Annotated in this window: 19 protein-coding genes; 5 read left to right on the top strand and 14 right to left on the bottom strand. The window is 39.9% G+C overall.

Annotation, left to right across the window (positions count from 1 at the left end):
* The first annotated feature begins 9 nt into the window (after positions 1-9).
* On the top strand, positions 10-3,036 hold the full coding sequence (locus ACXACJ_RS22445; RefSeq protein WP_475136679.1) for a CHAT domain-containing protein: 3,027 nt from the start codon (positions 10-12) through the stop codon (positions 3,034-3,036).
* Here ACXACJ_RS22445 and ACXACJ_RS22440 read toward each other — a convergent pair.
* The 8 genes from ACXACJ_RS22440 to ACXACJ_RS22405 form a co-directional block, all read right to left on the bottom strand.
* Positions 3,020-3,781 (bottom strand): hypothetical protein, encoded by a 762-nt coding sequence (locus tag ACXACJ_RS22440; RefSeq protein WP_475136678.1) that lies wholly within the window; start codon positions 3,779-3,781, stop codon positions 3,020-3,022. The genes ACXACJ_RS22445 and ACXACJ_RS22440 overlap by 17 nt on opposite strands.
* Positions 3,781-4,371, bottom strand: a complete 591-nt coding sequence (locus ACXACJ_RS22435) for an RNA polymerase sigma factor (protein WP_475136677.1) — start codon at positions 4,369-4,371, stop codon at positions 3,781-3,783. Before ACXACJ_RS22435 ends, ACXACJ_RS22440 begins: the two co-directional genes overlap by 1 nt.
* 129 nt (positions 4,372-4,500) lie before the next feature.
* Positions 4,501-7,536, bottom strand: coding sequence for a DNA polymerase III subunit alpha (locus ACXACJ_RS22430; RefSeq protein WP_475136676.1), 3,036 nt, complete (start codon positions 7,534-7,536; stop codon positions 4,501-4,503).
* A gap of 277 nt (positions 7,537-7,813) precedes the next feature.
* Positions 7,814-8,368 (bottom strand): thioredoxin family protein, encoded by a 555-nt coding sequence (locus ACXACJ_RS22425; RefSeq protein WP_475136675.1) that lies wholly within the window; start codon positions 8,366-8,368, stop codon positions 7,814-7,816.
* Positions 8,369-8,412: 44 nt separating this feature from the next.
* Positions 8,413-9,003: a hypothetical protein gene (locus tag ACXACJ_RS22420; RefSeq protein ID WP_475136674.1), complete on the bottom strand. Its 591-nt coding sequence runs from the start codon at positions 9,001-9,003 to the stop codon at positions 8,413-8,415.
* Positions 9,004-9,225: 222 nt separating this feature from the next.
* Positions 9,226-10,569: a magnesium transporter gene (gene mgtE, locus ACXACJ_RS22415; RefSeq protein ID WP_475136673.1), complete on the bottom strand. Its 1,344-nt coding sequence runs from the start codon at positions 10,567-10,569 to the stop codon at positions 9,226-9,228.
* Positions 10,570-10,581: 12 nt separating this feature from the next.
* On the bottom strand, positions 10,582-11,529 hold the full coding sequence (locus ACXACJ_RS22410) for a succinylglutamate desuccinylase/aspartoacylase family protein (RefSeq protein ID WP_475136672.1): 948 nt from the start codon (positions 11,527-11,529) through the stop codon (positions 10,582-10,584).
* Positions 11,530-11,533: 4 nt separating this feature from the next.
* A complete protein-coding gene (locus ACXACJ_RS22405; protein ID WP_475136671.1) occupies positions 11,534-13,060 on the bottom strand; it encodes a GNAT family N-acetyltransferase in 1,527 nt (508 codons plus the stop codon).
* Positions 13,061-13,245: 185 nt separating this feature from the next.
* On the opposite strand from ACXACJ_RS22405, the gene ACXACJ_RS22400 reads away from it, so the two are divergent.
* The 4 genes from ACXACJ_RS22400 (at position 13,246) to ACXACJ_RS22385 (ending at position 15,260) form a co-directional block, all read left to right on the top strand.
* A complete protein-coding gene (locus ACXACJ_RS22400; protein ID WP_475136670.1) occupies positions 13,246-13,722 on the top strand; it encodes a Spy/CpxP family protein refolding chaperone in 477 nt (158 codons plus the stop codon).
* A gap of 65 nt (positions 13,723-13,787) precedes the next feature.
* Complete coding sequence (locus ACXACJ_RS22395; RefSeq protein ID WP_475136669.1) at positions 13,788-14,363, top strand: RNA polymerase sigma factor; 576 nt, start codon at positions 13,788-13,790, stop codon at positions 14,361-14,363.
* Positions 14,364-14,404: 41 nt separating this feature from the next.
* Complete coding sequence (locus ACXACJ_RS22390) at positions 14,405-14,734, top strand: hypothetical protein (RefSeq protein ID WP_475136668.1); 330 nt, start codon at positions 14,405-14,407, stop codon at positions 14,732-14,734.
* A gap of 1 nt (position 14,735) precedes the next feature.
* Positions 14,736-15,260, top strand: coding sequence for a Spy/CpxP family protein refolding chaperone (locus ACXACJ_RS22385; RefSeq protein ID WP_475136667.1), 525 nt, complete (start codon positions 14,736-14,738; stop codon positions 15,258-15,260).
* Between the two features lie 233 nt (positions 15,261-15,493).
* Here the strand turns inward: ACXACJ_RS22385 and ACXACJ_RS22380 are convergent, their stop codons facing one another.
* The 6 genes from ACXACJ_RS22380 to ACXACJ_RS22355 form a co-directional block, all read right to left on the bottom strand.
* The gene (locus tag ACXACJ_RS22380) at positions 15,494-16,726 is read right to left on the bottom strand and encodes a purple acid phosphatase family protein (protein ID WP_475136666.1); all 1,233 of its coding nucleotides are present in this window, start codon (positions 16,724-16,726) and stop codon (positions 15,494-15,496) included.
* A 59-nt stretch (positions 16,727-16,785) separates the two neighbouring features.
* Positions 16,786-18,399, bottom strand: a complete 1,614-nt coding sequence (locus tag ACXACJ_RS22375) for a RagB/SusD family nutrient uptake outer membrane protein (protein WP_475136665.1) — start codon at positions 18,397-18,399, stop codon at positions 16,786-16,788.
* Positions 18,400-18,425: 26 nt separating this feature from the next.
* Positions 18,426-21,716, bottom strand: a complete 3,291-nt coding sequence (locus tag ACXACJ_RS22370) for a SusC/RagA family TonB-linked outer membrane protein (protein ID WP_475136664.1) — start codon at positions 21,714-21,716, stop codon at positions 18,426-18,428.
* Positions 21,717-21,844: 128 nt separating this feature from the next.
* A complete protein-coding gene (locus ACXACJ_RS22365) occupies positions 21,845-22,804 on the bottom strand; it encodes a FecR family protein (RefSeq protein WP_475136663.1) in 960 nt (319 codons plus the stop codon).
* 88 nt (positions 22,805-22,892) lie between these two features.
* Complete coding sequence (locus ACXACJ_RS22360; protein WP_475136662.1) at positions 22,893-23,468, bottom strand: RNA polymerase sigma-70 factor; 576 nt, start codon at positions 23,466-23,468, stop codon at positions 22,893-22,895.
* A 144-nt stretch (positions 23,469-23,612) separates the two neighbouring features.
* Positions 23,613-26,168: an ATP-dependent Clp protease ATP-binding subunit gene (locus ACXACJ_RS22355; protein ID WP_475136661.1), complete on the bottom strand. Its 2,556-nt coding sequence runs from the start codon at positions 26,166-26,168 to the stop codon at positions 23,613-23,615.
* Between the last annotated feature and the right edge of the window lie 76 nt (positions 26,169-26,244).

Genomic DNA, 26,244 nt, shown 5'->3' with positions numbered 1-26,244 from the left:
ACCAAATCAATGAACATTTCGCATTTTTTTTCGCTTCGAAAAGTCTTCCTATCCGCAGTGATTTTTGGCTTACTCTGCTCAAAAATTTTCGCCCAAACTGGCAATTTGGAAATAGTGGTAAGCAATGCAAAAAGGGCAAGTGAGCTCATAGAAGTTGAAGCTTACGATGAAGCTGAAAAGCTAATCTCCGAAACTCTGGAGTTGAGCATGCCCGATACGCTCCTTGCTATGCTCGAAAATCAATACAGCATGACCTTGGGCTACAAAGGCGAATTTGAAAAGGCACTTGAACGAGGGCACCACGCAGTAGCCTTATATCAAAAGCATTTTGGGGAGCAAAAAAAGCAAACTATTGATGCGCTGTACAACCTCGGTGAGCTTCATGGCGGAACTGGAAATTACGACAGCCTCTTCTTTTATCTTGAAAAGTCTCTGGAGTTATATTATCGACACACACCGGAAGAATACGCTGACATTGGCCTGGTTCACAATAATTTGGCTGCCAATTATCGAAACCGAGAATTCTACAGAAAGGCAATTATTCACTTTAGAAAGGCAGTTGAAAATTGGGAGAAGGTTGCAGAAGAAAGAACCGATTATCTGATTATTGGCTACGAAAATCTTGGAGCCTATCTAGATACGGACGAAAGCTTAAGCTACTTGCAAAAGGCATTGGACTTGAAAATTAGCCAAGGCGCTAACCCATTTAGGTCGTACATAGAAATTGCCGGCAAGCATTCCACCTTTGAAAATTACTCTGAATCGCTGCGTTATTATCATATCGGTCTCAAGCTTTTGAAACCCTTAGCGGATAATCAAAAAGAAACAGGCTTCAACTTTCAATACGATTTAGCCATAACATATTCGCTGGTAGCACAGGCGCACGAAGGACTTGAACAGTACGATTCGGCCAGATATTATTATCAGTTGGCTTATGAGGTTCCAACCATAGCCAACGATCCTAGCCTGCAAACGCGCTACCTCACAGCTCAAGCCAACCTTTATCGCTATATGGGAGATAATGACAAATCCATTACGGACTTGTTGAGAATATTGCCCCAAACGAGCAATCCAGACAATTATATGTTTGGCTATGTAACCTATTCGCTTTCGAAGGTTTTTGAAGTTCAAGGCGATTTTGAAAATGCCTTGCTTTACAATCTGTTCTCATTGCGATACGATGCTCATGGCAGCAAAAGCCTGGCCCCAGACTTTACCATTCGCATCTTCAACAGAAATGAACTTTCGCTTCAAAGTAATGCGGCCATATTATTGGCTAATCATGCTTTGTTTCTGAAGAAACTAGCAGGTCAAAAGCCAGAAGAAAAAGAAGAGATTCTAAAAGTAGCATTAAGCAATATTGAACAAGCCGTTGCTCATTTCGAAGAAGTAGGAGAATCGGAATACGCATCGCTTTTTTACAAAAGAGGGTTCGACAAAGCCTTAGAAACTCAGCAGTCCATTTTGCTAGCTTTATTCGAAATCACTCAAAATAAGCAGTTTGTTAATGATGCTTTTAGGGTTTCTGAACAAGCTAAAATCAACAAAACGCTACTATATTTTAATGACCAAGAAGTTCGGGCTTTGGCAGAATTGCCAGAAGATGTATTCGATAGAGACAGGAAATTGAAGGGAGAAATTGCCGAGGTAGAACGTTCAATCTTCAAAGAAAGCCAGCTGGGTTTAGAAGCAGACAGTACTTCTCTACGATCGGCTTACAATCAACTTTTTCAATTGAAACGTGATTATGAGAACTTCGAAAATCAGCTTCGCGAAAAATTCCCCAAATACTTTGAACTCAAACATAACATAGCGCCTGTTGACTTTCGAGAAATTCAGCAACAACTGGATAACGAAACCACTGCCTTGGCCTATTCATTGCATGAGAGTTTTCTTTTCATTTATACCATAACCCAACAAGGCATTTCTGCTCAGCAGTTTGAGACAGCGGCTGTACTCAAAAATCAAATCGAAACATACAGAGGTCATTTATTGAATCCTTCGGTTTCGCCTTTGGAATTCTCCGCTTCTGCTTACGCGCTTTATCAAGCACTTATTTCTCCGGTTTCTGCAAAAATAAAATCGACCAAAAATCTGCTTATTATTCCTGATAAGGAAATCAGCACAGTTCCTTTTGAAACCTTTGTTACCAGCCAGCAAGCAGAAAATGGCTTTTCCAACTTGTCTTATCTACTGCATCAGTTCGAAATTCATTATGCGTATTCAGCTACTTTGTGGCACAAACAGCTTCATGAAAAAGACAATAAAGCCAGAGAATTTTGGGCAGGTTTCGCTCCAGATTATGATACCAATGAGTTGATTTCAACGAATTATTCTTCTTCCAAAAATGAATGGATTTCGATTTTGCCCGGAGCGCAGAAGGAAGTAGAAGAGCTCTCCGAACTGATGAATGGAACCCTTTTCTCTGGAGAATCGGCCAATAAATCTGCACTTTTGAAAGCAGGAAAAGATTACAAAGTGCTTCATTTGGCCATGCACAGCACCATTAACAGTGATCAGCCGATGTATTCAAGTTTTCTTTTCACTCCCAATTTGGAAGATGACGCTGAGCAACTCAGTATTTCAGAGCTTTTTCATCAGGATTTGAATTCGGAATTGGTGGTACTTAGCGCATGCAATACGGGTTATGGTCGCCTGCTTCCTGGAGAGGGTGTACTGAGTCTGTCGCAAGCATTCACGGCTGCGGGTTGCCCTTCAACTCTTATGAGCTTGTGGATGGTGCCCGACCAAGAAACTAAGGTGCTGATGAATCATTTCTATCAGGGAATTAAGGCAGAAGAATCCAAATCTCAGGCACTGCACATGGCCAAAATCGACTACTTAAAAGAAGCTACAAACGACCGAATGGCGCATCCGTTTTATTGGGCTGGCTTTGTTTTGTCGGGAAATGAGAAGGCCATTGTACAACCTAAAGACTACAAAGAATTATTTGCTGGCTTAGGTATTTTGGGGCTTGTTTTGGGCATCCTATTTTTGAAGAGAAGAAAGAAAACTATGCTTAATCAGCATTCTTAATCTTCTCCAAAAGCTCGGTTACCTTTCTTACCAAGATTGGATCAGTAGAAAGTTCAAGCGCTTCATTTAAGGCTTTCTTGGCTGAATCAACTTCATTCTTCTTTAAATATGCCAGCGTCAAATACCATTGTTTTTCCATGGCAAAACGGCTTTCCTCAGCAACATCGTCAAAAGTTAAAATGGCTTTTTCAGGTTCATTTAAAGCCAAATAACTCACTCCAATATAGAAAGTCAGTTCATGCTGAAGTGTGTCACTTTTGAGCAATTCAAACTCAGTAATAGCTTTTTGATATTGCTTATTATCGTAAGCCAGAAAAGCCAAACTCAATCGGCTTTCATCGTTTTCACCCCTTCTATTGGGAGCAATGATATTAGTGTATGGAGTGAAGTTATCGGCATAAAGCTTTTGATAACTGACGGTAGAATCGCCATTAATTAACAACCAACCCGCCACTAGAAACACCACTAAAGCTGCTGCTGCGCTCAACCATCTTCGGATAGAAAAAGCAGTTTTTTCCACATTTGGAGTGGTTTCATGAGTAAGCAAAGCTTCTTCGTCAGCCAAAAGATTTCTGAGTTCGACTTCCGTTTTCTCGTCTACTACATCCAAAAGATCGCGATGCGCAACAAAGGCTTCGGCAAAGGCTTCATCTTCAAGCACGCGCTTTTCTACTTCAGCCATACTGGCCTCGCTTAAGCCTCCGTTGAAGTAATCTTCAATCAAAATGTAGTCCTTTTCGTCCACTATTTTGTGTCTTTTGAATGGTTGAGAATATCTCTTAAATACTGCATACAACGCTTTTTCTGCGTTCTGGCAACTCCCTCACTTTTGTAACCCAACTGCTCTTGAATGGCTTCCATGGAAAAATCCCTGTAGTAGAACATCATGATAATCTGCTTACAAGGTTCTCCCAGATTCTCCAAAGCATTTGATAAAATCTCCTTTTGGTGACTTTGTTCGTATGCCTTTTCCAAATTCCAATCTTCCAGAATTTCAGCAGGCAATTCATCTATATCTACCTGTTGTTTTTCATCGCGAAGCGTTTTCAGCAACAGGTTTTTACCAATGGCGAAAAGGTAGGTTTTTACAGAAATGTTCAATTCAGTAAGCTTACCCTTGGCCACATTCCGGTAGAAAACGATCACCGCCTCTTGAAAGATATCGATAATCTGTTCCTGATCTACCTTAAATCGAATGGCCGCCCAGCTTAAAAATTCCGGGCGAAGTTGCCTGTATATTGCGGCAATTACCGACTGGTCTCCTTTGCGGATCCGCTCAATTACTTCTTGTCCGTTCGAAAGGTTGACTCCCGAACTTCCACCCGCTCCAGTCATAAATTGCTATCCCTTAATTACAATTATTGAAAAAATGTGAACATCAGCACTACAATTTAGTTCATCTTGCCAATTCAATTTTGAAAAACTGGATTAAAAAATCACAATAACCAATGAGGTTTCTCTTTTCTATTTAGTAATCCCCATAGCAGCGTGCCTTGGTTCTTCTGCTAATCTAGGATCATGAATATATTGAAGTTTGTGCATAGAAATCATTTCAAGACTTAAGAAGTCAAATTCTTCTACTACCTTCCCCTTCAGTTCATAAATTCCCTTTCCCCTAAAGGGATATTTGGCAGCCATAGGCGGAAAATGAGTTGAGTTGATAAAATGTCCTTCCCTGTCGAGCCAAGTCCCAAACTGCATTTTATCGCCACGCGAAGTATTTGTGTTTTTGATATGAATAAGATAACCAATCATGGTTACTTCTTTATCAACATACCTTTCCATTTCCCTTACCATCACTTCCTCCTCAGGTCTGTTTTTCAACAAATCGAAAGGATTACAAAGCGGAAACCCTAACATGTCGATCTGGTCGAAAGCATCTTCCAGAAAATCATAACTGAGTTTTGGAATAATAAACTGCTTAGCTTCTGGCTCAAAAAGTAATTTTTCTGGTCTGGATTTTTTGTTATCGCCAAGCCTAAAATGTGCTTCCCAAAGCAATTCCTTTTTACCTATTCCCGTAAAACGAAAAGCGTTAATCCTAATTAAAAGGCTAAGCTGATCTAGCGAAATGGAAACTCGCTTTAGAAAGTTATCGAAACTCATAAAAACTCCGTTTTCAATTCTCTCTCTAAGAATTTCTTCAACTGTACCCTGCTCTAGTTCTCCAATAAAACCCAAGCCCATGTAAATGGTATTTCCATAAATAGAGCAGAGGTTCTCACTTTGGTTTATACAAGGAGCTTGAACATCTCCTCCGTGCATAAATGCTTCATGAGCATAGAGTTCTACGCTGTAAAATCCGCCACCATTATTCATAGTGGCTACCATGTATTCCAACGGATAATAAGCCTTGAGAAATAAACTCTGGTAACTTTCTACAGCATAACTAGCCGAGTGCCCTTTGGCAAAAGCATAGCCCGCAAAGCTTTCTATTTGTCTCCATATGTCCGTTGCAAGCTCATGAGAATGACCGATTTCCTGACAGTTCTGAAAGTACTTGTCTCTTACTTTTTGAAACTCTTCCCTGGATCTATACTTTCCCGACATCCCTCTTCTCAATACATCTGCTTCGGCTAATGTCAGTTGGGCGAAATAGTGAGCCACTTTAATTACATCTTCCTGATAAACCATTACGCCATAGGTTTCAGGCATGATTTCAAGTAGTTTTGGATGAGCTTCTTCTCTTTTTTCAGGTTCACGAAACCGAAGAATATATTGCCGCATCATTCCCGATTTGGCCACACCAGGCCTTATAACGGAACTAGCGGCTACTAAGCCTAAATATTCATCTACCCTAAGTTTTTTCAGTAGCATGCGCATGGCTGGTGATTCTACATAAAAACAGCCAATAGCTTGGCCTTCTCGCAGCATCGCTTTTATTCTCTCATCTTTTTTAAATCTTTGAATATCATGAATATCCACAGGGCTGTGTTCTGGATGATTTTTGGCCGCCACCTCCAAGCAATCTTTGATTTTACCCAATCCACGCTGACTTAGAATATCGAACTTAAAAAGTCCCAAATCTTCAGCAATTACCATATCAAAATGAGTTGTGGGGAAATCTTTAGGCGGAAGTTCGGTAGCCGTATAGTACTGCATAGGTTTTTCAGAAATCAGAATTCCCCCTGCATGGATGCTTAAATGGCTAGGAAAACCTTCAATGTGCTTTCCATACCTGAGCACAAGCCTTTGTGTTTGATCTAATTCTTGAAAACTTGCGTTTTGAATATGTTTAATTTCATGAGGAGGGAGTCCAAGCACTTTACCTAACTCTCTGATTACTGCACGAAACTGAAAAGTACTGTAAGTGGCAAGTAGCGCTACATTATTACGCTTGCCCATTCCCTCGCTGAACTCTTCGAAAATAAACCGTGTAATATCCTCCCTGTCTTTCCAGGAAAAATCAATGTCAAAATCTGGCGGATTTTGACGATAAAGATTAATAAAGCGTTCAAAATACAAATCCAGCTCTATGGGGTCCACATCGGTAATTCTAAGTAAATAAGCCACAATACTATTGGCTCCACTACCTCTGCCTACATAGTAATAATCCATTTTACGGGCATACTCACATATTTTCCAGTTAATTAGAAAATAAGACATAAAACCTTGCTGCTTTATAACATCTAGCTCAGTTTTAATGCGGTTTTTTATTTTTTCAGAAGGGTTGGGATAACGATAGGGGAGTCCATTTTTACAAAGTTTCTCTAATAGTTTATAGTCACCGTCTAAACTACCACTGTAAGTCTTAAGGTTTTTATTGAGGTTTTCTCCCTCAAAATCAAAATGTATATGACATTGGCGGAGAAGCTTTTCTGCATTCTCAATCAAATAAACATGGTTTGCATACAGTTCGCGCAACTGCTCGACAGGATAGACAAAATCTCCAGAATCAGCCTCTTCGGATTTTGGAAGTTTACTTAGCAATGTGTTATTATCAATAGCTCGTAACAAGCGATGCGCATTGAAATCACGCTTGAGTACTACCCTTCCCCCAGTTTCACCATCAATTTTACTTCTGAAAGTAGCGGTAGGCATTGCCACCAGTTTGTTTTTATCTATCTGATGAGGTGGATAAATCAATCGGGGCAAATCTTTCGGTTTCACACCAACAAACTCTGAATCGTTCAGTTCAAAACCGGTGTATTTGCCAAAAGGGTAGACGACAAAAGCATGCTGAAATTCAGGAGCACGCTTTGGTATCAATTCTTTATTATGGAGATGTTTTGAGAGATAATCATTCAGTTCTTTAAAGCCTTCATTATTACGAGCGACAGCTATAAAAAGTGGTTCTGCACCATTTCTAAAATCGATCCCCAACACTGGTTTAACTCCATATTTTGGAGCCATTCTGACAAAATTGATAGACGCGGCCGTACTATTGATATCCGTTAGGGCAAAGGTTTTCACCCCAGTCTGTTGCATAATCTCAAGCAGCGACTTGGTATTGAGAGTACCGTATTTAAAGCTGTAATATGAATGAGAATTGAGATACATGGCTTTGTGCGAATGATTTTCAACCCTATGAATAGCTCCCCCAATTCAAGCCGCTATTTACCTAAGGATAAAAAAACATCCACAGAAAGGGGGAATAAACCACTCTAAGGCTAACTCAAAACACAAATAAAATCTAAATATTTTAGCTTACTAATTTATTTAGATTTTTACCAACCAAAAAATACTCAGAATGAATCTTATAGCAGATACATCTTGTATATACAAAAAATTTTAGCAAAAAACAGACCTACAAAGGCTACCAAATATTGATGAGCCTTTACTTCCACTTAATATTACAGCCGAGACTAGGGATTTGAGGTGCGGAAACATTCTTTCCTTCAAAGATTTGATCCAGGGCAGCACGCATATCACTTCCTGTAACAGGCTTTCCATTTCCCGGTCGAGAATCATCCAGTTGACCGCGATAGGCGCATTTCATATCAGCATCGAAAATGTAGAAATCGGGAGTGCAGGCGGCATCATAAGCTTTGGCTACGGCTTGAGTTTCATCGTACAAATACGGAAAAGTATAACCCACTTTTTCAGCTTCTTGCTTCATTAAATCGGGAGCATCTTGCGGGTAGTTCTCCACATCGTTGGAACTGATGGCAATAAACGAAACGCCTTTGCCTTGATAATCCCTTGCTAAGTTTACAATACCAGCATCGACATGTTTTACAAATGGGCAATGATTACAGATAAACATTATCACCGTTGCCTTGTCAGATTTTAAATTCTCTAAACTCAGCATTTCTCCAGAAATAGTATCGAGTAATTTAAAATCAGGGGCTTGCGTGCCCAAGGGTAACATATTAGAAGGTGTTCTTGCCATAATTGATTGCTAGATCAAAACTATGTTTCAAACATAATTAATCACTAGAACGAACGCCAGAAATTCTGACTTGAATCGAAATCATTATGATATTCAACATTTCCTATCAATACCTTTTCGCTGAGGTAAAAGTCCTCAAATAGTGCATCGAAGATTTTAACTTCAGCTCTATCAATGTGCGGCAGTAATATATTCCCTAAAGGCATCTGCCCGATCTGGTAGTTTATAAACTTGCTGTCATTATGAAAAGCATTCAGCCTCTTAAAAAGCTCATTGTAAATATCCGAACTCCAATCGCATGGCGAAATACAGTTTTCAAGCTGAATAAAAACGTTGGTACCTTTTGCATTTTCAAATGACAACCAATTAGTTCCTATTATTGAAAAGTAATTCCCAATAAGCGAGTAGAACAGCCATATTTCCTTTTTGTATTCTAAATTTTGAATCTCCTTTTGTAATGAATTCACAGAAACCACTGCTTTAAAACAGGGAGATTGCCCATTGGTTAAATCTTTAAGTTCTACACCGAGAGATTCCGAAACAGTTTCCAGCCATTCTTTCCACTCCACATATTCATCTCCATTTTCATGAACTGTCTCAACAATACGATTTTCCAATTCTTGAACTTCCGGCATCTTCCAGAAAATTTCTGTCTTCTCTGCTGAACGAAATGGATAGAAGAGCTCTAACCGTTTTCTTATTTCGCTTTCTAAATCAATAGGGTTCACCTTTTCAAGATAGTAAGTTGAAGGTTTCGATTTTAGTACTCCAATTGATTTGTCACATATTCAGGAACAATACTTCCAGATTTAACCCCTCTTCAACAGTTCATTACGAACACAGACAAAATACTTTACTCACACCAAATAATTCATCGCTACTCCTGCAAAAGTAAGTGCCAGGAAGAAACCTAACATATCGGTTACAGTGGTCAGAATAGGGCCGGAAGCTAAAGCTGGGTCGGTATTCATTTTCTTAAGGAAAAGGGGAATTGTACCGCCAATACTTACCGCCACAACGGTGTTAATGGCCAAAGCTCCGCCTACAACCAAACCGAGATAGGCATTCCCTTGATAAATATAGGCGGCCAGGCCGATAAGAATACCTAAAACCACTCCGTTGATAAGCCCAACCTTTATTTCTTGCCAAAGCACCCTTGCCAATTCATAGGGTTTAACCACACCCAACGAAAGCTCACGTAAACTCACCGCCACGGCCTGATTTCCCGAGCAACCACTCATATCTGAAATCACAGGAAGAAAAACCGCGAGGGCAATCACTTCTTCTAAAGTTTCTTGATAAATAGCGATAACGCTGGCGGCAATAATGTTTAGAACGATATTTACAGAAAGCCAAGACAGCCTTCTTTTGGATCTTAACAAAAGCGGCATCGAGCGCAGCTCTTCACCACCTACAATACCTTGGGTTTCGAGTAATTCCAGATTAGACCTTTCCGATTCGGCCTCTCTCAAATCCTTTCTCAACACAATACCCAATAGCTGCTCTTCACCATCTACAATGGGCACTCCATAAAAGTCGTATTTATCGAAAAAGCCAATCAAATCTTCCAAAGAAGCTTCTGGAGGCATGCTAAAAGCATTTTTGATCACAATGGAGCTCAGCTTTGTATTTGGGCGAGACAAAAGCAAATCCCTCATTTGCAACACCCCTACAAAACGGGTTTCATTGGTTACATAAATGTATTGCACATGATAATCTTCGTACTGTTCGGCTTTCTCTTGCAGCTCCTTCACCGTTTGGCCAACGGTCCAATCTGCTTCAAAAGCTAAGTATTCCGTTACCATTAAACCACCCGCAGAATCCGAATCATACTGAATCAGTCGCCTGACGTTTTCGGCTTCTGCAGGATGCATTTCATCAAGAATGGCCTCGGCATCTGAACTATCTAATTCTGCGAGAATGTCTACCTGATCGTCACTATAAAGCTCATTAAGAATGGAAGCAGCTGTTTCTACTTCCGCATTTTCAATCGCTTCAATGGCTTGATTTTGAGGAATTCTCTCCAACAGTGTAGCCGCATCTTCCGGACTTAAAAGTCCGACCAAAGCTACTTGTTCCGTTTTTGAAAGGCGGTTATAGGTATAAACCAGGTCTTCAGTTTTGATACTATCGATCAATTCATGAATACGCTCAGCATTCCCTTGGCTAATAAACGATGATAATTCTTCTAAAAGCGTCATTGCTTTCTACTCCTATTTCTTCACTCCAATATGCATTAACGCATCGCCCTGATGCACGATTGGATTATTATTCAAACCTATAACAAAGCCTGTTGCTGGGCTTTTTATTTTAATTTTAGAACCGCCAAACGGATCGTTGATATGACCAATGATTTCATTCTTTTCAACCATTTGACCATACTTTATGGTAGTTAAGAAAACGCCAGAAGCCTTTGCCCTAACCCAAGATGAATGATTGATAACTTGGGTAACATGAGGCGCATCGGGAGCCCTTTCGCGCATTCCTAAATGCTTCATCACTCTCAAAGCTCCGTTAATTCCTTGCTGAATGGCAAACTCATCGAACCGAGCAGACTCGCCTCCTTCGTAAACCAAAATTTGCTTGCCCATTCTTGCAGCCGTTTGTCTCATAGATTTAGGTCGAAAAGGGCTATTTAGAATAAATGAAGGCTCGAAGGCTTGAGCAATCACCTTGTTTTTAGGTTCCTTTAATGCACAGCGAATCTGCGGATAGTTGGTTCTATCAGCTCCTCCCGTATGAAAATCCAGTCCAACATCAATTTTCGGAATAATGTTGTGCGTTAGATAATACGCCACTCGCGCTGCCAACGATCCGTTTTTATTACCAGGAAAAGAACGATTAACATCCTTTCCATCGGGCACATAGCGACTAAAATGAATAAAACCGTACATATTGATAATCGGAATACAAATCACCGTTCCGATTTTAGGAATATGCTGATCCTTTTCAATAATCCGCCTGACAATCTCAGTGCCGTTAATTTCGTCCCCGTGCATTCCTCCACTCAATAAAAGTGTAGGTCCATCAATTTCGCTTCGTGCCACAGTAATATGCAGATCGATAGGCGAATGCGAGGGAAGCTTGGCAATGTTGACGTTGATTTTCGCTTCTTCGCCAGGAAGTATTGTTCTTCCGCTAATGATTAAAGGTACTTTCAATATGCTACTTTGTTTTCAGTTCGATATCGTAAATATCGGTTCTTCTATCTTTTAAATTGCGAACTGCGCCTTTATTATGTAATGTCCAAAGTAAATCCAGATCGACATCTGCCACCAAAATCATTTCTGTATTTGGCGTAGCCTCTGCCTTTATACCTGTAGTTGGAAAAGCGAAATCGCAAGGAGTGAAAACCACAGATTGAGCAAACTGAATATCCATGTTTTCCACTTTTGGCAAGTTACCCACAGAACCCGCAATTGCCACATAACATTCATTTTCAATGGCTCTTGCCCTCGCACAATAGCGCACCCGAGAATAACCATTCTGAGTATCGGTTAAAAATGGTACGAAAAGAAGATTCATTCCATCTTTAGCCAAAATGCGGGGCAGCTCAGGGAATTCCACATCATAACAAATCAAAACACCCACAGGGCCACAATCTGTTTGGAAAACTTTGATGCTATCGCCACCTGTCAGTCCCCAATACTTGGCTTCGTCTGGCGTAACGTGAATTTTAGTGTATTGCTCAAAAGTACCATCCCTTCTACATAAAAAACCCACATTATAAAGTTTGGAACCTTCCATTTTTGGCATGCTACCCGTTATGATATTTACGTTGTAACTAATGGCCAATTGAGAAAAACGCTCACGGATTTCATCGGTGTATTCAGCCAATTTCCGAATGGCTTCTGCTTCAGAAAGGTGATTATAGGCAGCCATTAAAGGCGCATTGAAGAACTCAGGAAACAAAGCGAAGTCACTTTTATAGCCAGAAACGGCATCTACGAAAAACTCAACCTGCTCAAAAAGTTCATCGATTCCATTGTAAGGCCTCATTTGCCATTGAATCAAACCCAGCCTCACCACGGTTTTTTGATCGCTGAGTGCAGGTTCTTCTTCTGTATAATAAATGTTGTTCCACTCTAGCAATACCGCGTAATCTTTAGATTCCTTGTCGCCTGGCATATAGCCTTGCAATACTCTGTTTACGTGGAAATCATTGCTCAATTGAAAACTTAATGTAGGATCGTAAAGCTCCTTCAATTTCACTTTGTCGATGTATTCACGCGGAGTCATTTTATCCGCGTACTTATGATAACTCGGGATTCGACCTCCGAAAACCACAGCTTCTAAATTAAGGTTTTCGCAAAGTTCCTTTCGGGCATCATAAAGTCTACGACCCAATCTTAAACCGCGATAATCAGGCTTTATAAACACTTCAATTCCATATAACACATCGCCATTTGGGTCGTGCGTAGAGAAGGTGTAGTTGCCCGTAATTTTTTTGTACGTGTGATTATCTCCAAACTTATCGTAGTCCACAACAAGGCTGAGCGCACAGCCCGCTATTTCTCCATCGGCCTCTATAACCAACTGGCCTTCAGGAAAAATATCAATAAGCTTTTGTATATGTTTTTCTTCCCAGAAACCTCCAGACCAATTCTCGTACGCAGCCTTCATAGAGGCTTCCAAATTCTGAAAATCACTCATTTCGAGGTGTCTAAGCTCAATCTTTTGTATCTCTTTCATATTTAAGAAAGTTAATAATTGCGCTTGATGTTTTATGAAAGAGGCAGGTTTTGTAGAAAAATTTCTTTTCCTCAAGCTTTCTGAAAGAAATGCACAGCGAAAAAATTAACGCTTCTTAACGAAATACTGCGCAAGAAAGTGAACGGCTTCAGCATCTAATCTTTCAAAATTCAAAAGGAAAAAACATGAAGCAGTTAAAACTTAAACCGATCGGGCTCATTGCACTAGTTCTCTTTCTGACAGCCCAATTCAATTTGAACGCTCAAGGATTTCGCCCACAAATGCATCCATCACCTCCAAAAATGGATGAGAGAAACGCACCTAACCATAAGCCTGAAGGCCCAATGATTCCTAACCTTTCGGAAGAACAAAAAACTGAGATAAGAGCATTTCATGTGGCCATGGAAAAAGAATCGCTTCCTATTATTTCTGATTTGAAGCAAAAGGAAGCTCAATTTTCCAGTTTACTAATTGCCGAAAAGTATGATTCAAAAGCAGTGGACAAGACTATTGAAGAAATTGGTAGTTTGAAGACAAAGCTTGCCAAACTCAAAGCGTCCAATACTCAAAAAATCAAAAGCATTTTGAACGAAGAACAACTGACCTTCTTCAACAAGCAGCTGGTTGAGCATGGCCCATTTCCAGAAAAGAGATTGAGATAATAGTGTTAGATTAGTTCAGGGGTCGGGAAGCATTGCTGTTTCCTGACCATTTTTTAGGCAAAACATTGACAGAACAACAGCTGATATCGGAATTAAAATCGGGCTCGCGAGAGGCCTTTCAGCATTTGGTTGAAATGTACCAAAGCAAGGTTTACAACACTTGTTTAGGTTTGCTTCAGAATCAAGAAGAAGCTGAAGAAATGGCTCAAGACACATTTATTGAGGTTTATAAATCCGTTTCAGATTTCCGCGGAGAAGCCAAACTTTCTACTTGGCTCTACCGAATTGCGACTACAAAATCATTGGAGCTTATTCGCAAAAAGAAGAGGCAAAAGCGATTTGCATTTCTAAAATCGCTCAGCCATCAAGATTTTGAAGATTCGCGACAAGCAAGCTTTGAACATCCAGGCATTTTGCTGGAACAAAAAGAGAATGCAAAAGCTTTATTTGGTGCCATTTCGGAGTTGCCCGAAAACCAAAAAGTAGCCTTTACCCTTCATAAAGTTGAAGGATTACCTTATCAAGAAATCTGCGAAATCATGGACATGAGCCTTTCTTCCATAGAATCCTTAATGTTTCGAGCTCGCAAAAACCTCCAGAAAAGCCTGAAGTCTTACTACGAAAAAAATTTAAAAGACTAGCGCAAGTTTTAGAATTGAAAAGCATCTAAACCATTGAAAGCATGAAAGCACCTAAAGATATATCGCAGAAAATCCGAGAGAGCATGGATAGCTTGGAGGGAATCGAAAGAGCCCAGCCCAATCCGTTCTTCTTTACACGGCTGGAAGCGAAACTGGAAGATCATGTTTTAGGCAGAAATACTCCTTTTGCCTTTTTAGCCAATATGAAGCTCAATTTTGCAGTGCTCATGGTTGCGCTTATCGTCAACATCTTCAGTTATTTCTTGCTGAACAATGGCCAAAGTCAGCCCTCAGAAATCAATGGCATTGAAGCTCTTTCCAGCGATTATTTTACTCCTTCAGACAATTATTCTTATTTAAATAGCTACTGAAATGGAGACTTTAAGAAAGAATAAAGCTTTGGGCATTGGAGTGATCATTCTGATAGGAATGAACCTGACTCTGCTCATTTTTCTTTGGCTTGGCCGAAATCCACATAGATTTCTACCCAACCCTAAGGGCGGGGAATATTTGGAAGAACAACTCAAGCTTTCTGATGATCAAAAAGCAAAGCTCGAAATTTTAAGAGAAGAGCATTTTAAACGCATGGAAAGCTTAAAAAGGAAATCACATGAAGCTAGAGCTGCACTGCACGAGCTGTGGAGCGACAGCGATAGCAAGCCAAAAGTTGACTCTCTAGCGCACGAAATTGGCCAATTACAAAGCCAGCTAGAAATTGCCACCTTCGAACACTTCTCTCAAATTAGAGAGATATGTACTGAAGATCAGAAAAAGACATTTGATAAAATTATAGATGAAGTATTGAGACTAGGACAAGGCCAGCAAGGACCAAACGGAAGAAGGCCGCCATTGCAAGGTCAAAGAGAAAATCGGCCTCCTCCTAGAAGGAATCGCTAAATAGACCTTAGCCAATACACAAGATTAACGAACCAAGCGTTATTAAATCCAAACACACTACTACTGTTGACAAACGGTATTATGACACACTTGGTGTTTAGGTTGAAGGAGGAGTTCAGACGGAACTCCTTTTCTTTTTTTAAAGAAAGGCTGTCTCCAACATGAGCCAAACTCATATTCGAAACAGCCTCCCCTAAAAACCTGCTCAATGCAGAACTAACCTAATCGATTTTCTATTTTTTACGAATCACAAACTCGTCCACCACTTCCAAAGTATTTGTGGTCAATGCTTTTGCCCTAATTTCCTTACCACTAACGGACAATTCCAAATAAGCCCAATCGTGAACCGCCTTGGCCATTAATTCAGGATGGCGGCAGTTTTCTGCATCAGGGATAAAGGGTGTGGGGTCGGTTCCTACACCTCTCAATTTACCTCCACTGCCAACGGTTATGCTTAGAAATCCTGCAGGAGAATCATATTCTGAAGTATTATTTAGATATTCTTTCAACACCTCGCCTTTGCCATTCATAGGATTCAAACGCTCATAGGTATGGGCATGCCCATTCAACACCAAATCGACATTATATTCTTCAAATAGCGGATAAAGACTTACCACGGCAGGGTAATCTTCTTTATAAGTGCACGATTTTCCATTATGGTGAAGAAAAACGACCAGCCAATCATATTGATTTTGAGCAATTTGCAAATCTGCTTCCAGCCATTCCACCTGTTTTTCAAAATCGTGGAATTCGCCATTTTTACTATCGAGTGCTACAAAATGAACATTGCCATAATCGAAGCTATAGTAATGCTCATTATTAGGCAGTTTCCATTCTTGCATGTAATTATCCTCTGGGTTATGCCAATCGTGATTGCCCAAAACAGGGTAAACAGGCACATAAGGAAACACTTGATTGAAATACTGAAATAGATTTTGATCGTAGACTTCACTTCTTCCATCGGGATAAATAATATCTCCGAGAAGAAGCCCTAAATCATATTTCCCTGCTGACTTTGCCAAAGCCTTGCCCAAAATATCAGGTTGACCTTCTTCTTCCACAGGTTCGCCAATATCACCAACAGCAAAAAAAGTAAAACTACTATCGGTCTTTATTTTGGGAGAATTGAAACTATAGGTTGAGCCCAACTGAGCACCATCGGTAAAAACCTGATATTCATATGGTGTGTTAGAAATGAGACTATGCAGAGTTACTTCATTTTCAATCCAGCCTGTGTTTGTTACCTTAACCGTACCTTTCTGTTCTTGCCATTCCGATCCACTTCTAGGCTTGAATTTCACCATGCTATTCTGACCTACATCTGATCGCCAAAGTACGGTCAAACTATCGGCCATAGCAGACTGTAGATACGGGAAACGAAGGAGTTCAGGCGGTTTATCTTGGCTACAAGACATTGAGAATAAACCAATCAGAGCAGCGAACACAAAGCCTAAGATTCTTTTCATGATTTCTATTGAGAAGAGTTGTTTTGACAGGCAAGCCGCCAAAACAACTCTAGATTAAATTAATAGCCTTTATTCTGCTTCAAACCTGGGGTAACTTGAATTGAAGCTGGAGGAATTGGGTAAACTCTATGATCTGGATTGGCGTCACTTTTATCTTGCCAATTGTCTTCCCAAGTACCAAAACGAATCTGGTCTGTTCTTCTGTGATATTCCCAGTAAAACTCAAAACCCCTTTCGTTATATACATCCGTTAAACTTACGCTAGCAAGTTTAAAGTCGGCACCACCTCTTGCCTCTCTTACTGCATTAATGTCGGCCAAGGCATCTCCAGAATTCATTCTTAATCTTGCTTCAGCTCTCATTAAATATATATCGGCCAAACGGAAAATTGGAATATCAACTCCCGAATCATCTCTGTTGTCATTTTCCAGATCGATGTCCCATTTGGTTACTCTCACCCCAGTTGATTGGTTCAGCGCAATCAAATTAACCCCTCTGGTATGGTTAGCCAATGTGTTATCTCTGGTACTTCTTAACTCATCGATTGCCAATAAACCATCTCCATTAAAAGTGAATTGACCATCTGTAATTTTGGCTCCATATTGTTGCCCTATTAAGAAACCTCTATTGATTCTATACTGCTCCAAAGGAATGAAACCAACTTCGCGAGGATAATTCTCTTTGAAGAATCGAGGGTCGTTTTCCATATCCCAAGTATCCAAGAAATCAGGTAGCGTACAACCCGCATCAGAACCACGGATACTTCTACTTGGAGTCATGAAATAACCACGAGAAATTCCATTTGTAGTATGACGCGTTACACTTTCGCCACCAATTCCAGGAGAAGTCACTTCATTTTTAATCGCGAAAATAATCTCCTGATGGTTTTCATTATCGTTGTCGAACATGGAGAAGTAATCTTCTGTTTCCAGTGAATACGTACCTGAGTTGATTAGCTCGGTTGTCAAATCAATCACCTTCTGCATATCTTCATTGCTGAAGCTGAAAGAAGAAGCATAACGATTGTTGTAAACAGCTTTGTTCAAAGCGATTCGAGCCAAAAGAGCTTTAGCGGCATCTTTTGTGAAACGCACTGAATTTTGTCCATTCGGAAGATTTGGCATCGCCAAAGCTAAGTTCTGTTCAATTACAGCTATGGCTTCAGTTGCGGAAAGAATTTCTGCATCTTCAATAAAACTTACGTCTTCAATACCTCTATACGGCACCTGATCGTACATATCTAAAGTGATGTACATATAAAGTGAAAGCAAACCAAGCATTTCAGCTTTCTCCTGAGTCCCATCTTTCAACAAGGAAATCGCTTGAGTAGCATTCGCAATTCCTGAATTCAATTTATCCCAAGTAGAAGATGTATAGGCATGAGTAGCTGTCCAATCGTGACGCTGCAATTCTTGAAATACCCCACCATCAAACCAGTCATTTTGACGGGTGGGAAGCATCGCTTCATCCGAAGAGTATTCCTGCAAACCAAAATAAGATCTGTGTCCGTAAATCACTCTCAATGAATTGTAAGCAGGAGCAATCAAATTTTCTACAGAAGCCGTTTCAAACAAATCTGTACCAAGGGCTTCATCATAAATTTCTTCTTCAATGTCGCACGATTGAATGCACAAAAGCGCTGACATCATTAAAATGAAAGAATATTTTTTCATAGCTATTGTATGGTTAAAATCTTGAGTTAGAAGGTTACGTTAAGGCCGAAAAGGAACGTTCTCGACTTTGGATAAGCCGCGTAATCAATGCCATAAACATTATTGCCAGTGGTGTTCACCTCTGGGTCGTAACCCGAATAATCAGTAATCACAAACAGGTTTTGCCCTGTAACATAGAATCTCAATTTATCCATCCAATCTACTTTGGACACGTTCACTGTGTAACCAATGGTAGCATTATTCAAACGGATATAATCTCCATTTTCGATATAGCGAGAAGAAGTAACCACAGCGCGTGTTGGACTTTCTTTAGGGTCGAAATAAGCCTTCATAATGTTGTTGCCATTCTGGCCCAAAGAGGACGCATTTGAGAAGGCACGAGCAGTATTGTTGAAAATGCTTACTCCACTTACTCCATTAAAGCTCACAGCAAAGTCGAAAGCTTTGTATTCGGCCAAAATGTTCATTCCGAAAATCACATCCGGAAGAGCATCGCCAATAATCTGTGGTTGATCAGAAAGAATTTCGAAACCATTTTCATCGAAACCTGAGAAAACAGGCAAGTAGAATGAGGCAGCTGGATATCCGCTTTTATAAATGCTAGGTTGCTCTCCAGAAGCTCCTAAAGCATTTACGCTTCCTACACGAACTTCATTTGATAAACCTTTGACTTCGTTGTTCAAGAAAGAAATGTTTCCACCAAAATCTAAGCTGAACTCATCGCGGTTCACAACATTAGCATTTAATTCAAACTCAAGACCTTTATTGATAATTTCTGTATCGGCATTGATATAGATTGAATTCACAACTGCAGGAGCAGGAGCTGCTACTTGTAAGAATAAATCAGTTGTGTTTTTGTTGAAGTAATCGATACTACCAAAAAATCTTCCATCCAAAATACTCCAATCTAATCCAATATTTGATTGTGTGGTCACCTCCCATTTAAGGTCTGGATTTGCAGTTCTTGCCACGGCAATTCCGTTTACCAAATCTCTACCATTGAATACATAGCCCAAGCCTTCGCTACTTGTAAACGAAGCTCGCGTTACTTTAACAGGTACTGCTTGATTACCTGTTTGTCCCCAGCCTAATCTCAATTTCAGGTTATCGAAAATACCAGAACCAGCCATAAAGTTCTCTTCGCTAATTCTCCAGCCCGCTGCCACAGAAGGGAAGTAACCATATCGGTTATTTTCTCCAAAAACTGAAGAACCATCTGCCCTCAAAGAACCTGTCAATAAATATTTATCTTGAAGATTAAGGTTAACCCGACCAAAGAAAGACTGAAGTTTTCTTTCGTTCAGACTTGACCCAACACCTTCTGTAGTTTCCGCAACACCAATATTATCGATTGGGTCAATTTCTGTTGTACTGAAATTAGATCTTCTGATAAACTGACCTCTTCTTACAAACCTTTGGTAAGAGTGCCCTAAAAGCACATCGTAATTCAAACTTCCGCCTTTACCATTGTAGGTTAAATAGTTCTCGACCAAAGTATTTGTGGCTTCATTGGAAGTGCTCGAAACCCCATTATCTTCAATATCCCCACCAATTTCAGTGTTTTGAAAAACTCTGATTCTCCTATCAGCATCGTTGTTTTCATAACCCAAATTGATCTTATAATCCAAACCTTTCAGAATATTATAGGTAGCACTGAAACTGGCTAAAACCGTTTTTGAAAGTGTTCGGTCTCTGTATAAATCGAAGTAAGATTCTGGATTATCTGCTGAACCTGCCTTGGCATTTAGGTTTCCATTTTCATCGAAAGGAGTAGCGGTAGGATTAGCCCTTAAAATAGAAGTCAACAAATTGGCAATTGTACCTCCATTGGTAGCTTGACTTTCATCTGTTATGTCAGCAGCCGTTAAATTCAACTGCATTTTCAGCTTATCGTTAATGGCAGAAGTACCAATGTTAATACGACCTGTAAACTTCTCGTGGCTGGTATTTTTAATCAAACCATTTTGGTTCAAATAACCCAAGGACACGTTGTACTGCGTTTTATCACTGCCTCCATTGAACGAAAGGGAATGATTGGTAGTAGTGGCTGAAGAGAACATTCTATCTTGCCAGTCAGTATTTACATTCGGGTTCTCAATAAAGATGTTTGGATCTCTACCCAAGATTTCAGCCAAGCGTGCGGTTTGTGTTCTGAATTCTTCTGCATTCAGAACCTCAATTTTTTTAGCCAAGGAAGAAACACCAAAATAAGAGTTATAAGAAACGTGAGATGTGCCAGCGGCTCCTTTCTTAGTCTGGATAATTACAACACCGTTCGCTCCTCTCGTTCCATAAATGGCTGTAGCAGAGGCGTCTTTCAACACAGTGATAGATTCGATATCCTGAGGGTTCAAAAAGTTCAATGGGCTTTTTGGCCGAGTTGGTTCAACACCACCAAAACCGCTTCCTGTAGCTTCAGCTGCATCAATCGGAATACCATCAATCACAAACAACGGATTACTGCCCGTACCAATAGAGTTTACTCCACGAATATTAATTTGTACACTACTGCCTGGCTCACCAGTTCCTGAAATAATATTTACACCAGCAATTTTACCCTGTAACATTTGGCCAGGATTGTTCATAATTCCACTGTTGAAATCCTTCTCTGTAACTTCTTTTACAGCCCCAGTTACATCTTGAGCCTCTTGCTGACCATAACCAATGACTACAATTTCATTAAGCAAAGTTATGCTAGTCATCAATTGCACATTGATTTCACCTCTTCCAGAAATAGCTTCTTCTTTCGTTCTAAACCCTGAGAAAGTGAAGATCAAAGTTTCGGCATCGTCAGGAATAACTACACTATACTTTCCATCAGCATCGGAAATGGATCCAATGGTTGAATAACCTCTTACGGAAACACTTGCTCCGGGTAACGGCTCACCCGTTTCGGTATCCGTAATTACTCCAGTTATTGTTTTCTCTAATACCTCTTCAATTTTATGCTCCAGGTCCTTTTTATGTCGAGGAATCACATAGATGGTATTGTTTACCCTTTTGAAGTTATAAGTAGTTTGCTGTGCAATACTTTCTAAAGTGGATTTCAAATCCTCATTTATATTTAAAGAAATGAGGGTTTCATCTTTGGCAACTTTAGCTGCATAAGCAAAACGGAAATCCGTTTGTTCTTCGATTAAATCCAATACCGAAACAGGCTTTGCATTAGACACATGCAGAGCCACCTCCACCTCGTTGAGGCTTTGGCTATTCAAGGTGTTAGCTGCAATAAGCTGAATTGCCAACACCTGAAAAATGAACAGATAGAGTGTATATTTTGATGCGAACATCAAGATTTTCAGTAATTTTGAATACATATTTGAAATTTTAAATATTACAATTGATCTCAATTGGCCCGAATCTGCTGCAACAGTTTCGGGTTTCTTTTTCCTACCTAGTAGGCTTCAGAAAGTGGCGTTGCGTTAGAAGTTCTTTAGCATATGTCTCAGTTGAAGCATCCTGTGTTTGTTATGGTTATAGTTTTATCGTCATTAATCTTGTAGTCGAAAGCAATGATATTTTTGAGGCCATCGAGTACCTTCACTAAGCCTTCATTACTGTATTGAGCCCTTACTGCACAGTCCTTTGAGAAAGAGGTTCCTTCGCTATAACTAAATTCCACATTATACCAGCGGCTAAGCTGCTCCAGCACTTTATCAAATTGTGTTAAGTTGAAGTTGATTTTTTTAGAGAACCACCCTGCATAAAAATTAAGGTCTACTCCGCGCTGAGTTAAAACTGAATTGTTGAAATACGCCTGTTCTCCCTTGGTGATCACTACAGATTTTCTTTCATCGGCCACACTTACCTTACCTTCCACCACAGTGACATCTTCATTTTGCCCCCTGAAAGCTCGAACATTAAATGAGGTACCCAATACAGTCGTGGTTAAATCGGCAGTTTTCACAATGAATGGAGCAGCTGTATCTCTTCTCACTTCAAAAAACGCTTCGCCTTCTAACAAAACCTGTCGGAGTGTATCGGAAAAACTTTCTGGATATGTCAATTTTGAATTGGCATTGAGCCTCACCACGGTGCCATCGGTAAGAGTTACCGTTCTTCTGTGAACCAAGTCGGTTTCGACTGAAGCATATTTTACTTCAGGAATATTATCAACTTGCTGCCGGCTTAAGTAAAAAGCTAACCCTGCAACCATGAGCAAAACAATGCCAGCTGCCACTTTACTAAATGAAATCCTGATTGTTTGTTTTGGAGCATTTAACTGAGAAGATATATTTTGAAGAATTCTAACTCGGATTTGCTCCTCCTTCTCCAAAGTCCATTGAGGCGTTTTTCCTGTTTTCTGAAGACGATCGTAAAAAGCGAGCAATCGATCTTTTTCTTCTGGAGAACACTGACCTTGAGCGTGTTTTTGAGCTAGTATTTGAAATTCTTCCTTTGTCACTAATGCGGTTTTATAAGGAAGTCACTCAAGAGCTATGGCTTACGTAGAGGAAAAATCAGGTTTAACAATTACTTAATTTTATTAATAATCACATGATGTTGAGCAGCAAAATCAAACATGCAACTTTCTGCACATTTTGCCTGATAAGCTTTAGAGCGTTGTAGATATGAGTTTCTACTGTTCTTATTGAAAGGTTGAGATTTTCGGCAATTTCCTTATTCGTCAAATTTTCCTTTCTACTTAACAAAAAAACTTCTCTGCACTTTTCTGGCAGCTGGGCAATAGAGCGTTCAATCTCATCATTCAATTCTCGAACTAAAAATGGGTCGTAGGCCGGAGCCACATCAACAGAATCGGCCAAAGCCTCTTCGTGCCGAACATTGAATTTAAGGTCGCGAATAGCATTTGAAACCCGATATTTCACTGCTTGAATCAAATAAGCCTCCAGATTACCAATACTTTTGGACTCTGCATTTTGCCATAGTTTGATAAAAACCTCCTGAACAATGTCTTCACACACATGTTCATCTTCAAATATTTTGAAGGCATAAACAAACATCCTTTTCCAGTATCGATTGTAGATTTCGTTGAAGGCGTGCCTATTCCCTTTGGTTAAAGCTAGCACAAGTTCCTCGTTCGATAATTGGTTAAGATTGCCTTTCATTTTTAGGATAATGCGACAACCAAAACAAATGAAAAAATAGCGGGCTATAAATTTTGGTGGATTATAAATAGGTTAAATCTCGAAGTCTAAAAACGAAAAAAGCTCCAACTTTTCAGTTGGAGCTTCCATTATTATTAATCAAGATTACTCTTTAGAATCTTCTTCTTTTTTCTTGGTTCTCTTTTTCTTCACTTTTAAAGTTAAGTGATCCGAAGAGCCATCATGATCGGCCAATAAAGTATCGCCTTCGTTCACCGTACCTTTCAAGATTTCCTCTGCGATTTGGTCTTCCAAATACTTTTGAATAGCCCTGTTCAACGGACGAGCACCATATTGCGGATCAAATCCCTTCTCTGCAAGAAAGTCTTTGCCTTTTTCGGTAAGTTCCACTTTGTATCCCATTTCTTCAATACGAGATAACAATTTTCGCAAAGTGATGTCGATGATTTTATGAATATCCTCTCTTCCAAGGGAATTGAAAATAATCACGTCATCCAATCTATTCAAGAATTCTGGGCTGAAGGTTTTCTTCAACGCTCTCTGGATCGTATCCTTAATAGCAGAATCTTCACTTTCCTTTCTGGCCTGAGTACTGAAACCAATTCCAGTTCCAAAATCCTTCAAATCCCTAACACCGATATTAGATGTCATGATTATGATTGTGTTTCTGAAATCAACTCTTCTGCCCAAACCATCAGTTAAAATACCATCGTCCAATACCTGAAGAAGGATGTTGAATACATCTGGGTGAGCTTTCTCTATTTCATCAAGCAGTACTACTGAATAAGGCTTTCTTCTTACTTTTTCTGTGAGCTGACCACCTTCTTCGTAACCTACATAACCCGGAGGCGCTCCTACAAGTCTTGATACGGAGAATTTCTCCATATATTCACTCATATCTATTCTCACCAAAGAATCTTCCTTATCGAATAAATATGTAGAAAGCACTTTGGCCATCTCAGTTTTACCCACCCCAGTTGGGCCTAGGAAAACAAAGGTTCCGATTGGTTTTGAAGGATCTTTTAAGCCAACTCTTGTTCTTTGAATGGCCTTTGTAAGTTTATCGATGGCTTCATCTTGACCGATAACGCGTTTTTTAAGCTCAGCGCCCATTCCCACCAATTTAGACTGCTCCTTTTGAGCAATTCTCTTGGTTGGAATACCCGTCATCATGGCAATTACTTCAGCCACATTTTCTTCGTCAACTTTATAGCGTTTTGCCTTGCTTTCTTCTTCCCACTTGGCTTTTGCTCTATCCAGCTGATCGATTAATTTTTTCTCTTTATCTCTAAGTTGTGCTGCCTCTTCATATTTCTGGCTTTTAACAACTCTATTCTTCTCCTTCTTAATATCCTCAATGGATTCCTCCAATTTTACGATATCGTCTGGCACATGAATATTATTGATGTGGACGCGAGCACCAGCTTCATCCAAAACATCAATAGCCTTATCTGGCAAAAATCTGTCAGAAATATATCTATCGGAAAGAGCTACACATGCATTGATTGCCTCAGGCGTATAGTTCACGTGGTGATGCTCTTCGTACTTCTCCTTCACATTTTCCAAAATCTGAATGGTTTCTTCTACGGTTGTAGGATCTACCATTACTTGTTGGAAACGTCTGGCTAAAGCGCCATCCTTCTCAATATATTGCCTGTATTCGTCAAGCGTTGTTGCACCAATACATTGAATTTCGCCACGAGCCAAAGCAGGCTTGAACATGTTGGAAGCATCCAAAGACCCAGAAGCTCCACCAGCACCAACAATGGTGTGAAGTTCATCGATGAAAAGAATAACCTCAGGAGATTTTTCAAGCTCATTCATCACGGCCTTCATTCTTTCTTCGAATTGACCACGGTATTTTGTACCAGCCACAAGCGAAGCTAAATCAAGGGTTACCACTCTTTTATTAAAGAGAACACGTGACACCTTCTTCTGAATAATTCTTAGCGCTAAGCCTTCAGCAATTGCTGACTTACCAACACCCGGCTCACCAATAAGAATAGGGTTGTTTTTCTTTCTTCTACTCAAAATTTGAGCAACCCTTTCAATTTCTTTTTCTCTTCCCACAATAGGATCAAGTTTGCCATCTTCGGCATATTTGGTTAGGTCACGGCCAAAGTTATCTAAAACAGGAGTTCTAGATTTTTCCGCACCTTTATTCCCTGGCTTGTCAGAGGACGAACCTGATGAACCTCCAAACATTCTTGAAGACTCATCATCTGGATCATCAGTATCTGAAGATGCCATTGGGGTATCATTGTCAGTTTGATATTCGAGCATTTCTTTTACAACCTCATAGTTAACATCGAATTTTTCCAAAATCTGAGTGGCAATATTGTCTTCGTCTCTTAAAATAGAAAGCAACAAATGCTCTGTACCGATAAGTTGACTTTTGAAGATTTTTGCCTCTAGATATGTTATTTTCAACACTTTCTCCGACTGTCTAGTCAGAGGTATGTTGGCTAGGTTTTTAACATTATGATTAGCGGTGCCTTTGGTAGCCCGCTCAACTGCTTCACGCAACTCTTCTAATGAAGTACCCAATTTTTTAAGGATATTCACAGCCACGCCCTCCCCTTCTCTGATCATGCCGAGCAAGAGATGTTCGGTGCCGATGTAGTCGTGCCCCAAGCGGAGCGCTTCTTCACGGCTTAGGGAGATCACCTCTTTTACCCTGTTTGAAAATTTAGCTTCCATTTATTCCTTTCTGAATGGCTTGTTCTTAAACATGTGTTAGTTAGATCAATATAGTAAGTTTCCTTAAACCATCTAA

The organism is Roseivirga sp. AWQ4_251, from assembly GCF_056158225.1.
This window is presented reverse-complemented; position numbering and strand designations above follow the sequence as displayed.

What these genes read in the sequence shown, in the direction of transcription:
- ACXACJ_RS22445 (WP_475136679.1), top strand. Translation starts at nt 10, where the DNA reads ATGAACATTTCGCATTTTTTTTCGCTTCGAAAAGTCTTCCTATCCGCA.
- ACXACJ_RS22435 (WP_475136677.1), bottom strand. Translation starts at nt 4,371, where the DNA reads ATGACTGGAGCGGGTGGAAGTTCGGGAGTCAACCTTTCGAACGGACAA.
- ACXACJ_RS22430 (WP_475136676.1), bottom strand. Translation starts at nt 7,536, where the DNA reads ATGTATCTCAATTCTCATTCATATTACAGCTTTAAATACGGTACTCTC.
- ACXACJ_RS22425 (WP_475136675.1), bottom strand. Translation starts at nt 8,368, where the DNA reads ATGGCAAGAACACCTTCTAATATGTTACCCTTGGGCACGCAAGCCCCT.
- ACXACJ_RS22420 (WP_475136674.1), bottom strand. Translation starts at nt 9,003, where the DNA reads ATGCCGGAAGTTCAAGAATTGGAAAATCGTATTGTTGAGACAGTTCAT.
- mgtE (WP_475136673.1), bottom strand. Translation starts at nt 10,569, where the DNA reads ATGACGCTTTTAGAAGAATTATCATCGTTTATTAGCCAAGGGAATGCT.
- ACXACJ_RS22405 (WP_475136671.1), bottom strand. Translation starts at nt 13,060, where the DNA reads ATGAAAGAGATACAAAAGATTGAGCTTAGACACCTCGAAATGAGTGAT.
- ACXACJ_RS22400 (WP_475136670.1), top strand. Translation starts at nt 13,246, where the DNA reads ATGAAGCAGTTAAAACTTAAACCGATCGGGCTCATTGCACTAGTTCTC.
- ACXACJ_RS22390 (WP_475136668.1), top strand. Translation starts at nt 14,405, where the DNA reads ATGAAAGCACCTAAAGATATATCGCAGAAAATCCGAGAGAGCATGGAT.
- ACXACJ_RS22385 (WP_475136667.1), top strand. Translation starts at nt 14,736, where the DNA reads ATGGAGACTTTAAGAAAGAATAAAGCTTTGGGCATTGGAGTGATCATT.
- ACXACJ_RS22380 (WP_475136666.1), bottom strand. Translation starts at nt 16,726, where the DNA reads ATGAAAAGAATCTTAGGCTTTGTGTTCGCTGCTCTGATTGGTTTATTC.
- ACXACJ_RS22375 (WP_475136665.1), bottom strand. Translation starts at nt 18,399, where the DNA reads ATGAAAAAATATTCTTTCATTTTAATGATGTCAGCGCTTTTGTGCATT.
- ACXACJ_RS22370 (WP_475136664.1), bottom strand. Translation starts at nt 21,716, where the DNA reads ATGTATTCAAAATTACTGAAAATCTTGATGTTCGCATCAAAATATACA.
- ACXACJ_RS22360 (WP_475136662.1), bottom strand. Translation starts at nt 23,468, where the DNA reads ATGAAAGGCAATCTTAACCAATTATCGAACGAGGAACTTGTGCTAGCT.
- ACXACJ_RS22355 (WP_475136661.1), bottom strand. Translation starts at nt 26,168, where the DNA reads ATGGAAGCTAAATTTTCAAACAGGGTAAAAGAGGTGATCTCCCTAAGC.